The following is a 14,676-nucleotide window of genomic DNA, read 5'->3' as shown; positions in this document are numbered from 1 at the left end:
GACATCGCTCCCCCCAACACGTCCCTACGCTCTTCGCAACACGTTTGCACAACCGGATTGCGTGGATTGGCACGAGAACAGTCTGCGCCTATCAGCCGCCACGTGATAGCGTCCGGTTCTCACGCCTATACTTGGGAACCGGATGCTATCGCGTGCCGGCTGATGAATCATCTGGGCAAGAGCGCCACCGACCCCTGCGGTATTGTCGTTAATCGAGTTGTGCCATGGCCGATCGCGCGGAAAAGAAACGCAGAGCAAGAGAAGGCATCGCCCGGGCGCGATTGATGTACCGTCGTGACTTGCAATGGACGATCGGATTCCCGATTGCCGACTTTTCTGCGACTCCGCGATCCCGACAGCCAGACTCCGTCCACTGGTGCTGTCTGCCAAAGCCCGGTTCCGCCGGAGCCGTCACGCCGATCCTTATCGACCGTGAAATCATTCGCCGCTCCGAGCTCACCGTCTCGCGCTTGAGACATCAATTTCCCAACGCCCTGACGGAACTGTTTGAATCACCCGATCAATGGCTGACACGGTTCGATGATCTGATTGCCAACCTGAAATGTGTCGTGCACGAGGGAGCGCCGGTGTCTCTGTTACGAGAGTCATTTGAACACGCGGACTCCACCGACAAGTCCCAGCGTGCTTGGTTGACGCTTCGACGGCGGCACCCGGAGCTGGAGCGATGCATCTTGGCGATTCAGATGGCCGAACGGATGAGTCCTCAGCCAGCCGATTCGTCGATCATCGATTGGATCGACAATTCCGCAGAAGGACTGATGCGATTGAAAGTTTTTGATGGCTGCCCAGCATCCACTCCATCCGTGCTGCCCGATCCCTTGGCGTTGCAACTCAAACTCGTTTGCCTCAGCAACGGATTTCGAGCTCCAAGTTGTGTCGAACGAATCGCAAACCTCCTGCTCAGTGACGGATTCCGCTTCATTCATCATCCGGATCCAAGTGTTTTCGTGCGGCATCATGCGGAGCGACTTCGCCGGGAACAGTCGACCAAGACGGCTGCAACGGAGTCGTCTGACTCAGCACCCGCAGAGCGACAAACCATGCTGCCGCTGGTGATGCACTGGATCGATGAAAGCCTGTTGGCAAAAGGCAGCCGCAGAAACGCGTTGCTTGACGTCCTGAGCGAGTTGGGAAATCCAACGATAGCGGAAACCATCGACGAGATTGCTCTTCAGTTGCACGCCGAAGCGAAGCGGTTGGAGCGAATTTGCAGCGAATTGCAGCAAGTCCAGCAGGTCACTCGCGCGTGGACGAAAGCCCCCTTCAAGAAACCGTTGCGTGAAGTCTCCCATGCCCGAATGATCGAGGACCAGGACGCCGCACTTGTGATGCAATGGGGATTGCTGCTCGGCGAAGGCATCGACCTGCCCGATCCCTTTCTGCAATCGATCGCGGCCTGGATGCGAGCCAGCGTGCTGAGGCCTCGCACCCAAGTGGCATTGGTCACTCAATTGCTGTCTCGATGGAACCAAGTTCGCAATAGCAAGCAGTCGGCATGTGTCCTACGATCGATCGAGCGAATATTTCTCGGCTTGTCCGACTGTGTCTGCAGCTCACAACACCCCCACCGGATGCTGACGTGCATCCGGCAGATGTTGCCCCAAGGTCGATCGACCTCCCTGCAAGTCTTTGAGCCATGGCTCGAAACCAGCCAGCCCGTCTCGCGACCTGCAAAACCCTATCAGCGCACGCCCGATCTGACGGCCTTCATTCAGCTCATTTGTGAATTGGACCGTTTGGACGAACTGCCCACTCAGTCTAACTTGATTCGATCGCTCGCGGAAATCATTGCAGGTTGCCCCAGCGTTTCTGACGCGACCCAACTGGTCATCGCTTTCAACCACACGCAAACTTTGGTCAACGGAGTGACTGCCAAAGAAATCTATTCAGCACAACCGTTTGTCGAGCATCCCAGGGCACTCGCGGCGCTGCTCTGGTCGATCGATTCAAAGTATATCGACGAAGACGATTTGATCGCGTTGCACCCGCTGTCGGTTTCTCCGCTTGGTCGTCGAATGATTGAGCGTTTCGTTCACGACGAAGGTGACCGACCATTGCAGCGATTAGCAAACCTTGCCTCAGCCATCGTTGAAAGTGGTTTGTCCGTCAGCAGCAGCCCGCCGCAATTGGCCAACGATGACTGGATCGCTCGCTATCCCGAACGTCTCCACGAGTCATTGCGATTGCTCGCTCAAGCCTGTGAGAATTCAGAGCAAATCGCTCGCGACGTGCTGGCTCATGATTTTGTGGATACCAGCAAACGGCAATCGGAAAAGCAGTTTTTGCAGCAGCGACTCGAATCCGCGGAACTCGATGACTCGCAACGTGCTCGATTCACCCGGCGGGTCGAAGCGATCGATCGGCTGCTGACAAGTGAACTCGCCGTCAGCGACGAACGCCTGGCGCGGCTGGCAGAAAAGATCGAACACCGTGCGTTGTCGAGATATGAGAAATGGGTGATCCAATCTCTTTCCGATCAAGCCAGAGTGTTTCTTGATCTTGGCGAGCAACCCATTCCGTCGGATCAAATCGACCGGCAAGACTTGCAGCTATTGATCGCGCGTGTCGCAGGACTTGAAGCCCGGATGCGACGCCTGGGAGTCAGACTCTTGAAACGCTCATTCGCCGGGGAAACTTGCCCCGGCGTCGAAGAACCAGAGAACGCAGCCTTTGTTCAGCGGATGACCGATCTGGGAATCGAACTGTCGCCCTGGTTGGACACCAACCGAACGACACGAGTTGAACCAGGCAACGCCCCCGCGTATGCCCTGCAAATCTCCCGGGACCCGATGGACTACCTGTTGATGGGACATTGGTTCAAGACATGCTTGGCACCAGAGGGTTTTAACTTCTTTTCAACAATCGCCAACGCCGTCGATATCAACAAACAAGTCTTGTACGGGCGAACCGATGACGGCAGTGTCGTGGGACGGTGCCTGTTGACCCTCGGCGATCGCGGCGAACTGATGCGTTATCGGGCGTATGCACATGAGAGTCGATACGGTTTCGAATCCGCAGTGGAATCCTTCGTGAACTCGCTCGCCACAGCAATGAACACCACGCGCAGCACCACGGCGAGAGTATCTGAACTTGTCTCGCCAAGCTGGTACGACGACGGTGCCGTGGACGGCGACCGTGACTCTGTTGCCTGTCTATTGCAGCAGTATCAACAGTTGGTGATCAAGCATGCATCCAACGCAGTTCCGTCTGTGGATGATATCGAAGCCATCGAACAATCGATCACCGCAGTACTGAGTCGCTACGATTTGGACTCACTGGTGGAAGAGAGCCAATACTGGCGTGACGGACGGACGAACATGCCACAGCCATGGATCATGCAGTTGATCTGGAAAGCTTTGCTGGAACAGAACGCCCGATTTCGAACGACGCTACGCTTCGCCTTACGTGCGGCGGACACAAAACACACCGGCTTTCTCGATGAACTGCTCACCGACGTCAGTCCCAGAGACATCATCACCCAGTTTCGCCGCAGCCGATGCGGTTACGCTGACTGCTACTGTTTTGCTGGCATCGGCGAAATTTCCAATGTCCGTGCCATCCTATCCCGCATCGAACCGCATCTGGCTCTGAAAGCGATGCGAGCGAGTCGCAAGCGGTCGATCCGTTCCGATCTGGCGGAGGTGTCGCACGAGCGTCGAGCCCTGCTGGCGGAGATCCACGAGCGCTTGGGGCGTCTCAAGTTGCCTGAGCGGCTGCGGGGGACGTGCGGATAATACGTGTCGCGAAATCCACGTAGCAATCATCGCTCCGCGTCGTTCTTGCAAAGACACAGGACACCTAATTTTGCGCACGTCCCGAGCAACTGACCTAACGATTGCTCCGTGGGGCAGGTTTTCAACCTGCCAGGGTTCCCGCATGCTCGGCAGGTTGAAAACCTGCCCTACGCTGTTGCAGCCGGTTTGAATTTCGTCATGCAGCGCGTGACCTACATCTGCGGAACGCAAACCACCCATTCAGGGTGCACGATTCGCGAAAAAGAACGCTGTGTCGTCGTTTCTGCCGCAGTTACCGAATTGCGGCAATTGAGCCGATATAGAAATGGTCTGGAATTTTCGTTTTATTGCGATCCGCGTCCGTTTACTTGGGGTTCTCGCGGGGCTAGTCTTAACGCGTGCTTCATTTCCGATCACGTCGATTGTGAATGCAGCAGCCACAGTACGGCGAAAGGATGTCATGTGCAGTCAGTCCTCCCAAGGACGGGCAGTTCGCTTTCATTCGCTGGTGAGGGGCAGCTCACTTCCCATCCGCAGTTTCCGCTGCATTGCTTTGGGAGGTCGAATGCCCAATCGACCATTCCCATTCTTTTTTCTCATTGAGGTTTTTGATGACTCGATTTTGCTTTGCCTTGCTGCTCCTGGCGGCTTGTGTTTCCGTTGGCTGTGGTCCAGATAACTCTGTCACTGTCTCTCCGGTGGACGACAGCGCCATTCACTCCGAAGAAACGATGGCGGAAATGGAAGCCGAGTATGCCGCGCAACAGCGTAGCGAATAGCGACTGAGATCAACGTGTTTATGTTGACGTGAGGCACTTTCGAGTGCAGCGCTTCGGCTTTTTTTCTTTCGTCTTTTTCTATGGTGATTCCATGAAGAACAAACAACTCCCGATGGGAGAGGCCAGTCGACGGCGAGCGTTCACGCTTGTCGAGCTATTGGTCGTGATTGCCATCATCGGCATCTTGGTTGGGCTGCTGTTGCCCGCCGTTCAAGCGGCTCGCGAAGCGGCTCGCCGCATGAGTTGCTCCAACAATTTCAAACAGATCGGGTTGGGCATTCAAAACTACCACTCGACGTACAAGCAGAACCCTGTGCAAAGCGGTGGCTCATACCACGACCCTGGTAATCGAAACCTGCTGAGCTACATGGTCGGCTTGACTCCGTTCATCGAGCAACAAGGCTTGTGGGAGCAGATTTCGAATCCTCGTGCGATCAATCACAATGGCAGTACCCGCACGCCACCATTCCCAGCCATGGGGCCGGTGCCGTGGGATCGCAACTACACGCCATGGTTGACTCAAGTCGGAACCTATCGGTGCCCAAGCGATCCGGCAACACCACCGGCCAACTTCGAAGGCTTCACCAACTACGCCGCATGTATCGGTGATGGTATCGCCAGCAACAACCACTCATGTTTTGACCAGTACGGCAATGAGATGGGGTGGTGCACGCCACGTCGCGGTTCCTACAACCGCGGTTACTTTGAAACGCGGAGGGTAACAAAATTTCGTGACATACTGGATGGCTTGAGCAACACGATCGCGTGTGGCGAAATCGTGGTCGACAGCAATACGCTGGAGGTCAATGCGACCGTCGTCAATCGTGGCTCGAACGCTTCATTCTTTATCACCCCCGCGGACTGCGAAAGCACCATTGATCCTCTGGATCCGCAATTCCACCTTGATGGGACCAATGCCAACAACTGGGGAACCTCCCAGCGAAAAGGCATGCGGTGGACCGATGGACGCCCAGTGCTCTCCAGTGTGACAACGATCATGCCGCCCAACGGCGTCAGTTGTGCCTACTCGGGCGACGGCTCGGACGGGATGTTCACCGTCGGCAGTCGTCACCCAGGCGGTGCTCATATTCTGATGGGTGACGGTGCGGTCACATTCATCTCCGATTCGATCGAAGCCGGAGATAAATACGCCAACTCGCCCGCTTGGCCCGTTGGTAGCTCGACGACATCGCCGGGCAAGAAAAGCCCTTACGGTGTTTGGGGCGCCCTGGGGACTCGCGCCAGCAAAGAGGTCATTCAGGAGCAGCTCAACCAGTAGCTGGCTGACTGACACTGTTTATCAACCTTGAAACCGGCTTGCACGCACACGCGGCAAGCCGGTTTCTTCATGCGCAATGAGACACCAGCGTCCTCACCACTGTCACCTCTCCCGGCGCAGGAGACTGCTGATTCAGTGGTGTTGCGTTGTGTCTGTGAGCCGATGGCGCTAGTCACGGGCCTCGATGGGTTTCGTCAACAATTAGGCCTGCGGCTAGCCCGGATTATTCACGCGACTCACTACAGTCTTCGCAATACGTTTGCACGAAACGGTTTACATGGATTGGCACGAAAACAGTCTGCGCATTTCAGCCGCCACGCGATAGCGTCCCGCTTAGCATGGTTGTGCTGCCAAACGCTCTTTGGTGTCATACGCCCTGAGCCGCTGGCCGTCAGCCACGGGTTTTACGCACTGAAATGGATGCTTGGGTTCGTGTAAGACCCGGCCGCTCACGCGTCGCGGCTCACTAAATTAGCAGTCTCCACAGCTGGGGGAGGTCGAACAGAGCCGCTGAGACGAATGCCAGGGAGGGGGCGTCTGCGCAAGAAAGCGTTTGGGATTAGCAAAACGTTTGCCAGCACACGCTATCGACTTGGAAAGTCGAGCGACGATTGTCGTTCGACTTTCCAAGAGCGAAAACGAACCGACCTACTCTTGCGAGTACTCTTGAAACAGTTCATTGAGCCGCGTGACATCAGGCTCGCCGTCGTGGACGACGTAGCGATATCGGGCTCGGTAGGTCTCACCAGGCTTCATTTCGAATGCCCCCAGAACGCACGGTGAAAAACAGAAGTATGGTTTGTTGGGGTGCAATCGCACTGGCTGAGGATGCCGAAAGTTGCTGGGGTGACTCATCACCGTGATGCCCGCCATCTTTCCATCGACCAAACCGGACAGATCCACCCAATCGGGACGGCTGTGGTTGCCCGCCAAACGACGCTTTCCTTCACTGGTCAAGAAACGATGGCGTGTGATTTCAATCGGCGGATAGTCCGCCGCATCCGTGGTCTCCGGCTTGAGCTTTGACAGTGCCTTGGCCGACTCGTCACTGAACCATTGGTTGTTGCCGCGGAAACCCATTCCACCGTACAGGTACTCGTTGAGGATCAGCGGCTTGTCGGCAACGCAAGTTTGTGTCAGTTCGATGTCGAAAATGAAATAGGGCGAGGTCGAACTGTTGTCGCTGCTCACAGCAGTGACCTTCCATTCCTCCTCCAGGATCGTCAGTGGCTGATCGGCAACCTTCAACGCATCGTGCTTTTGCTGAACGTTGAACGAGACACCCAGTTTGCCTTCCTGCTCGGCTCCAGAACTTAAATAGGACACCAGTCCGGTTTTCTTGTGCTGATTCCAAAAGTCGACGCGATGCCCGTCGTAAGTGGTGTTCGTCCAGGCGGAAAAAATCGCGTGCTGATGTGGGTGATCGGCGGCAAAGTCGCCGGTGACCATCACGCCGCGGGGAGTACGCACGGGATGAATGTAGCCGCTGCGAGCGTAACTGGGATCAATGCCCTGCGGCGCAGGCAACGCGGTCTTGTTGTACCGCAGCAGCTCGACGGCGCCACGGTTGATGGACACGTGTTGATCATCACTGACCAACGACAATGGGCTTGGTGACGTCTCAGCGGTCGAGTCAGAGCTCGGTTCAAGGGCAGCCTGCGGTGACTGCGAGTATCCGTTTCCGCTCAGGCCAACGGCGAATCCAAGAATCAGCAGCAGATGCTTTCGTCGTGACGGTCTGCACAGAACGGTTGTTGAACTCACGGCAATCGATCTCAGGTGACGTGGTAGGAGGGTTTGTTGCCTCGGCGGGCGACGCCGGTCGCAATGGCGGTGTCCGCGACGGCTTGCGCCACAACTCCGGTGACACGGCGATCAAAGACACTGGGGACAATGTAATCGGTGTGCAGGTCCTCGGGGTCGATCACGGCTGCGATCGCTTCAGCCGCTGCGATTTTCATTTCATTATTGACCCGAATCGCTCGAACATCCAGCAAGCCCCGGAATAGACCTGGAAAGCAGAGCACGTTGTTGATTTGGTTGGGATAGTCGCTGCGTCCCGTGGCCATGATCTTGACATGATGCGCGGCCAAGGCTGGCTTGATTTCCGGATTGGGGTTGGCCAAGGCAAAAACGATCGCATCCCGATTCATCGATGCCACGTCGTTTTCGGTCAACACATCGGCGACGGAAACCCCGATGAAAACGTCTGCGCCGCGAATGACTTCACTAAGCGTCCCGGCCTTGCAATCCTTGTTGGTATTCTCAGCCAACCATTGTTTGATCGGGTTGAGCGGATCGGTGCGGCTTGTTGAGATCGCTCCCTTGGTATCACAAACCACGATGTGTTGAGCACCGGCGTGTTGCAGCAACTTGGTGATCGCGGTTCCCGCTGCCCCGCTGCCATTGATCACGATTTGAACTTCGGAAAGTTCCTTGCCCAGCAAACGCAAGGAGTTTTTCAGCCCGGCCAAGACGACGATGGCGGTCCCATGTTGGTCGTCGTGAAAGACGGGGATCTCCAGCATTTCCTCCAGCCGCTCTTCGATCTCGATACAGCGTGGAGCGGAGATGTCTTCCAGGTTGATTCCACCAAAGGTGGGTGCGAGTCGGGCGACGGTCGCGATGATTTCTTCGGTGTCCTGAGTTTCCAAGCAGATGGGAAACGCATCGACGCCGCCGAACTCTTTGAACAGCATCGCTTTGCCTTCCATCACCGGCATGGCGGCCCGTGGACCGATATTCCCCAGTCCCAGCACCGCACTGCCGTCGCTGACCACGGCCACGGTGTTCTTTCGGATGGTCAATGCAAACGAAGCGTCGGGGTCCTCCGCAATGGACATGCAAACGCGGGCGACGCCGGGCGTGTAGGCCATGGACAAGTCATCGCGCGTCTTGATCGGCATCTTGGAGTTGACTTCGATCTTGCCGCCCAAATGCATCAGGAATACGCGATCGGACACATTGATCACGGTCACATCGTCGAGCTGCCGGAGCAGTTCGACGATGGCTTGTCCGTGTGCCACGTTGGACGCATTGACCGTGATGTCGCGGACGATCTGGCCATCCTGGACACCGACGATATCAACCGCGCCGATGAATCCGTTGGCGTGGCCAATGGCGGTCGTGATCTTGCCCAGCAGCCCGCTCAAGTCGGGATAACGCAAGCGGATGGTGATCGCGTAGGACGGGCTCTGTTCGGACATGATGGTTTGTTTGCTGTTGAACTGATCGATGGGAAAGATGGCACGCATCGATGAAAAAGAATCGCTGCGCTAAGTTGATGCCGCTACTGAACGAGCTGAATTCTCACCGCGGACGCTTGGCCTTGCGGGGTGATGTTGACGCTGATGAACTGAGTTCCCGCCGGAGTGTCATCGTTGGTCACGGCCGCAATGGGACAGTTTGGATCCAAGTTATCGCAATTGAGGATCGGAAACAGGTTTCCGCCGAGCGCCTTGAGACTGGCGATGATCTCTACCATCCCACCGCCTGCGCCCAAGTTACCCATGTGCCCTTTGGCAGTCGTCACAGGAGGCTGTTGTTCCGGCGGACCGAAGACCTCCGCAATCGCAGCCGCTTCCGCAGCATCACACGGTTTTGTCCCCAATCCGTGTGCGTGAATGTGCCCAATGGAGCTCGGGTCTGCTTTGCCCAACGCAGCACGCAATACATTCGCAAAGGCGGTTTGCATATGGTTTTCGCCGGCTCCCGGTCCGACGGCCGAGCTGCCGTACCCCACGACCTCGCCGATGATGTTCGCATTTCGGGCTTGGGCATGCTCCAAGGTTTCGCAGACCAACGCCGCAGCGCCCTCGCCCACGACGCTGCCATCACGATCGACGTCAAACGGACGGCTCATGGTGGTCGGATCGTCCCGGTTGGATGCGAGTGTTTCCTGCATCGATGAATGCAAAGTTCGCAACGGATGCACGCGAGAACCTGTGGCACCGACGATCAACACGTCGGCATGACCGCGGCAAATGGTCGAGTACGCCTCTGAAATAGCGGCACCCGCTGAAGCTTCGCGAACGGTGATCGAATTGTTGGGCCCGCGAAGATCATTGTAGATCGCGATGTGACTTGCAGGCATGTTGGGCAAGTACTTCAGCAGCCACAGCGGGTTGACCTGAGGGCGACCGAGTTCACCCCATTTGCTGAAATCGAATTCGCCGTCTTCATTGAGACATTCGCGAATGCCGGCCGCGTATTCCTGCGGCAACGACATGATGTAGTCACAACCATAAACGATGCCTGCACGCTCTCGATCGATCGACGCCAATTCCAGTCCCGCGTCGTGCATCGCCAACTGCGCAACGGCGACGCCCATTTCAATTTCGCGGCACATCACTTTCGCGCCTTTGCGAATCGTCCGCTGCAGTGCTTTGTCTAACGGACCATAGTCACTGATGTCGCCCGTGAACTCACGAGCTTCGCCGCCATGATCAACCGGCAAGACCCCCAACGGGACTCCGTGTTCGACCTGGGTAAACGGTCCGATGCCGCTGACACGATCACGCAGTGCTTGCAACAGGCGGTCTGGGTCGTTTCCCAATGGACTGACGACACCGACTCCGGTGACAACGACACGACGCTCCGATTTGTTTTCCATAGCGATCACCTGACCGAGCAGGCTGCGGGGGATTTCTAAGGTCACCCAGGGGGCGAAAGTTTCGCAACACCTGGCCGTCGGCGGTTGGTCGCGGAAATTCGCGATGTCCCAATTCCAGTCTGGTCAGCCGAATGCCCAAGACCGCGAGCCGACTCCGCTGCCGGCTGCCGCGCATTCTACGGGCAAATGGCCGCCGGCTAGAGGGGAGGGAAATTCCAGAGATCGCCGCCAATATTAGTAACGGCCACGATTCGGGGCACCGATTCCCGTCGCCATCTGCGGCACCAACGGCGTAGTGGTCAGATTTTCAGATGCCCGACCGCGAAATTCGATGAACATCAGGGCGTCGGCTCGACCAGCCGTCGTTCCGGTGATCATTTCCAGGTTCAGCAACGGCACCGTGGCTTGGGGCCGTTCGGGACTTGCAACCACACCGCAACTGAGCAGCAAGACCATGTCGGACGGCCAGCGAAAACGCTCGTGCAAACGCCAACTGACGACCTGAGGTACATCGATTCGGGCCCGGTGAATCTGAGCATTGGGCAGCGGCAGGTTCAATTCAACCGGCTTGAGCTTGTCGACTTGGTCGATCTCGGCCTTGATCACACAGTCGATCGCCCTGCCGTCGGTACTCAACAAAGGGCTGATTTCCAATCGATAGCCTTCCTGGATTTCACCTGTCTCCGGCTCATAAGGAGGCCATCCGGTCGGTGCCGGTTTGACGTTCAAGACGTAATTGCGCCCGCGTGTGCTGGCGAGTTTTTCGGTTTGTCCGTTGTGGGTGATCAGGTCCAAAGCTTGCACCTGTCGCGTATCCGTTCGTGCCCGCAATTGACTCATCACGATCGCCGCGTTTTCCTTGCTCAACAACCAAGCTTGCATGCCCGGCGAGTCAACGTTGACGTGTTGCATCAACAGGTGCGCGTTGCTTCGCCAATTCGGATTGCCAACCGTCATCACCCGCAGCCCCAGCACCTGCGGGTCTTTGTCTCCGGCAACGAACCGGTCAACGATTCCAGCGACCATCTGATGGACTTCGTCGGTGTGATAAACCGTCAGCTTGTCGCGATCGGCGTTCATGTAACCAAACGGAGCGGTGAACCAGAGGTCCGTCCCGGTCTCTCGCAGGATCCAGTCGATCACCGCCTGCTCGGGGTGATCGTGCTTGGTCAAATACCCCGTGTAAGGCGTCAAATCCCAAACGCGTTGCACTTGTCCATGCGTTTGAGGCAGCTTGCCGGAGTTGGAGAGGTTTCCCGAGTTGCCCCCAGGACCGGCTCCTCGCAAACTGGGCGGCGTGTCACTTGAGGGCAGATTTCGCGGCGGCATGCCATTGGGATTGGCAGCAGCATTCGCACCTCCAGGCAACGGCATGCCCCCGTTTTGGGCCATCGAAACGGGCGGGCAGATAGCCACTGCGAGCGAAATGATCGAAAAGACACTAAAAAGTCGCATGGATTCCAGTCCGTGGTCAGCGAAAACGAGCCTCTTGCCCGGGTATAGCGATAGGAACGCGGAGCGGGCAAGTCCGAAACGAAAAGCTCACCCTCAAAGCCCCCCACGCTGGTGTCCAGTATTCGTAGGTCATGCTCTGCATGATGAAATACGGCACGCCCATCTTCACGCTTGGCCGTCTGAAATCGGGGAACGTCCAGCGCGGTCGAATCACGATATGCGTTTGGCGTCGCGCCAGCATGACCTACCGGAACCGCGTTTTGGCAGAGAACAGACAGCGAGGGCAAAAAAATGTGAGGGCAAAAAAATGCGGAACCAGAATCAGCATGAACCTTTTCTTTTGTGGACGATGAAGAACCTGTCGTGAACTCCTACACGACCCGCATTCGAATAATCTGGAATCTTTTCTTGTCACCGTTTCGAAAATCCACGATTACCGGGGCAGCAAAGTAGCAATCGATCCTTCGTGAACTCATCGATTGCTATCCCAATCGTGCTCACGCGGTGCTCAGCAAGCTTATAGAGGAAACCGGAAAGCAGATTAGTCAATCGACAACGCGCCGGTTCACAGCAGCAAGGAGTTTCGTCGTCAAGAATCGGATTGGCAGAAACGCAATACTTTGTTTGGCGTTGCCGTCTAGCTGGTGCCCAGTCTCGACACGTTGCAGGTGTTGTCAAAAGCCCATCTTGGTAGACTATCACGAGTTGCGAACCGACTGGTAGACGGGGGTGTCGATACTCCGTGCCAATGTGTTGGCACGACTCACAGCCCATTCACTTTGCCGCGGCTTCGATGATGGATATTCCACACTTAGACGATCTTGCATTCAATCAGATTACGGCCGAACTGATTGCCGATGCCAATATGCTTGCGGAGCAAGTCAACGAGCGAAGGCCACTGCCAAGTGATGTCATTGCAAACATCCAGGCGGAATTGTTGGGGGAAAGGGTTTTCAACAGTAACGCCATCGAGGGAAACACGCTAACGCTTCGCGAAACCAAGAGCATTCTGAGCACCGGTAGCATCATCGACGTTGGAAGAAAACGCGAGGCAACCGAAGCACTAAACTTGGGGACAGCTATCAATCAGGTACAAGACCTGGTTGCGAAACGAGAAGCGTGGTCTTTGCTGGATTCCCTAACTTCCGTTCACGAAACGCTCATGACGGACGTTCTCGATCAGGGAGCGGGGCGAATTCGTAGCGATCGGGTCATGATCACTGGGGCGAAGCACCAACCGCCCCGCCCGGAGAAGCTGGATTTTCTACTTGAGAAATTTCTGAAACTGTTGGAAGAGTCTAGCGAGGCTGAACCGATCACGTTGGCTACCTGGACTCATTGGGGGATTGCGAGGTTACATCCGTTTATGGATGGCAACGGGCGCATGGCCAGGCTTTGGCAAGACCTTGTTCTGTTTGGCGGCAAATTGAGTGCTGCCGTGATTCGGCAAGAAGATCGCAGTGAGTATTATGCCTCGTTGACCTCCGCTGATGATGGTGACTTCAACTCGCTGACTCAGTTGGTCACTCGGTCACTTAATCGCACATTGCAAATCTATGTCAATGCCCAGCGGGAGGTCGACGAATTGAAGGATTGGGCGGTCAGCATTATCGGCGAGACAAATGCTCGTGTCGATGAAAAGCGACGACTGGAGTATCTCCGTTGGGTGCGGCAGATGGAGCAAGTGAAAGATGCGTTCCAGCGATGTGCAACTCAGTTGACAAACGCTTCAGATGGTTCCGTCGAAGTCCAAGTCAATGGATTTGATATTCTCGATCAGCCTACGTGGGAAACGCTTCGCAGTAGTGGTTCGGCCTCAAAAACTTGGTACTTCTGGGTGAACTTCCGACAAGGCAAAGAACGTGTTCAGTTCTGTTTCTTTTTTGGCCGGCATTGGTATTCGGATGCGGATCGTCAAGTCGACGGGATTGGCCCAAATGCATGCTTGTTGATCAGCGAACAGCGTGGTGACGAGCCGGCCGTTCGCATCTCAGAACTGCCTAATTGTCCGATCACGTTACGTGAAGTCTTGGTCGTGAATGACCGGGTCGCGAGAAAGCGATTTGATGTCGGCGACGAAAGCGATGTTTATGATCTGAATGTTGATCCACTGCAAATCGCGAGAGATTTCATGCAAGAAGTATTTCTTCGTCGCTTGACATAGCAACAAGATTTCTCCCGTAACCGCGCGACAAACTGAAATCACTTGCGTCGATGCCCAGAGGCTTGAGCTGGACTGTTTAAAATTTGGGGTTGTACGGGGATCGGCATTCGCAACTTTTCTCCCTACGCCGAAGGCGTTTAACAGCATAGCCCAGAGTTAAAGCCGTCATTCGCGTTGGCGAATGATGCTGCAACCCTGGGTATAGATAACGTCCCCACCAGTGCCTCACTCCCGCTCCGATTTTGGCGGCTTCGCCGCCAAAATCGGAGCGGGAGTGAGATAAGAGTCGATCGCATTTTCAACCCAGGGTGGCGGTCCCACTCGTTACACTCGCTTCGCCGGGTGACTCGAGAAATGCCCTGGATGTTGGCGGCTTTGAGTTGGTGCGATCCGGTTAGACTCGACACTGTCCGCCGTATAAATTTAAGAACGCCATCCACGACGTTTCAATCCGCCCTCCAATCACTCGCGACGAGTTGTTTCGGTACCCCGGTGGCCGACGCCTGTGCCGCATTGGAGCCAGTAAATGACTCCGAAGCGGTTTTGGATTTTACCTAAGGTGCCGAAGTTGCATCGGACGCTGCGGACTCGGACTGGCCCGAAATCGCATGAATGCCCTGACGTTATGGGGA

At 56.0% G+C, this 14,676-nt stretch carries 8 protein-coding genes; 4 read left to right on the top strand and 4 right to left on the bottom strand.

Annotated features, from left to right (window positions below; genetic code table 11):
* Nucleotides 1-224 precede the first annotated feature (224 nt).
* The 3 genes from Pla52nx_RS24590 to Pla52nx_RS24580 all read left to right on the top strand — a co-directional run bounded on the left by Pla52nx_RS24590 (nt 225) and on the right by Pla52nx_RS24580 (nt 5,813).
* Complete coding sequence (locus Pla52nx_RS24590; protein WP_146522944.1) at nt 225-3,755, top strand: hypothetical protein; 3,531 nt, start codon at nt 225-227, stop codon at nt 3,753-3,755.
* A gap of 611 nt (nt 3,756-4,366) precedes the next feature.
* Nucleotides 4,367-4,534: a hypothetical protein gene (locus Pla52nx_RS24585; protein ID WP_197455025.1), complete on the top strand. Its 168-nt coding sequence runs from the start codon at nt 4,367-4,369 to the stop codon at nt 4,532-4,534.
* A 91-nt stretch (nt 4,535-4,625) separates the two neighbouring features.
* Nucleotides 4,626-5,813 carry a DUF1559 domain-containing protein gene (locus tag Pla52nx_RS24580; protein ID WP_231742605.1) on the top strand — a complete coding sequence of 396 codons (1,188 nt, stop codon included), beginning with the start codon at nt 4,626-4,628 and terminating at the stop codon, nt 5,811-5,813.
* Nucleotides 5,814-6,461: 648 nt separating this feature from the next.
* On the opposite strand, the gene Pla52nx_RS24575 is transcribed toward Pla52nx_RS24580, so the two are convergent.
* From Pla52nx_RS24575 to Pla52nx_RS24560, 4 genes are all read right to left on the bottom strand, one after another.
* Nucleotides 6,462-7,577 (bottom strand): PmoA family protein, encoded by a 1,116-nt coding sequence (locus Pla52nx_RS24575; protein WP_197455026.1) that lies wholly within the window; start codon nt 7,575-7,577, stop codon nt 6,462-6,464.
* A gap of 11 nt (nt 7,578-7,588) precedes the next feature.
* Nucleotides 7,589-9,019 carry an NAD-dependent malic enzyme gene (locus Pla52nx_RS24570; protein ID WP_146522975.1) on the bottom strand — a complete coding sequence of 477 codons (1,431 nt, stop codon included), beginning with the start codon at nt 9,017-9,019 and terminating at the stop codon, nt 7,589-7,591.
* A gap of 83 nt (nt 9,020-9,102) precedes the next feature.
* Nucleotides 9,103-10,425 carry a beta-ketoacyl-[acyl-carrier-protein] synthase family protein gene (locus Pla52nx_RS24565; RefSeq protein WP_146522946.1) on the bottom strand — a complete coding sequence of 441 codons (1,323 nt, stop codon included), beginning with the start codon at nt 10,423-10,425 and terminating at the stop codon, nt 9,103-9,105.
* Between the two features lie 234 nt (nt 10,426-10,659).
* Nucleotides 10,660-11,880, bottom strand: a complete 1,221-nt coding sequence (locus tag Pla52nx_RS24560) for a hypothetical protein (RefSeq protein WP_231742608.1) — start codon at nt 11,878-11,880, stop codon at nt 10,660-10,662.
* A 748-nt stretch (nt 11,881-12,628) separates the two neighbouring features.
* Here Pla52nx_RS24560 and Pla52nx_RS24555 point away from each other — a divergent pair.
* Nucleotides 12,629-14,044, top strand: a complete 1,416-nt coding sequence (locus Pla52nx_RS24555) for a Fic family protein (protein ID WP_146522947.1) — start codon at nt 12,629-12,631, stop codon at nt 14,042-14,044.
* The last annotated feature ends 632 nt before the right edge of the window (nt 14,045-14,676 follow it).

Source organism: Stieleria varia (assembly GCF_038443385.1).
Taxonomy (GTDB): Bacteria; Planctomycetota; Planctomycetia; order Pirellulales; family Pirellulaceae; genus Stieleria; species Stieleria varia.
Note: the sequence above shows the minus strand (reverse complement) of the source record. Positions and strands in the feature narration are given on the sequence as shown.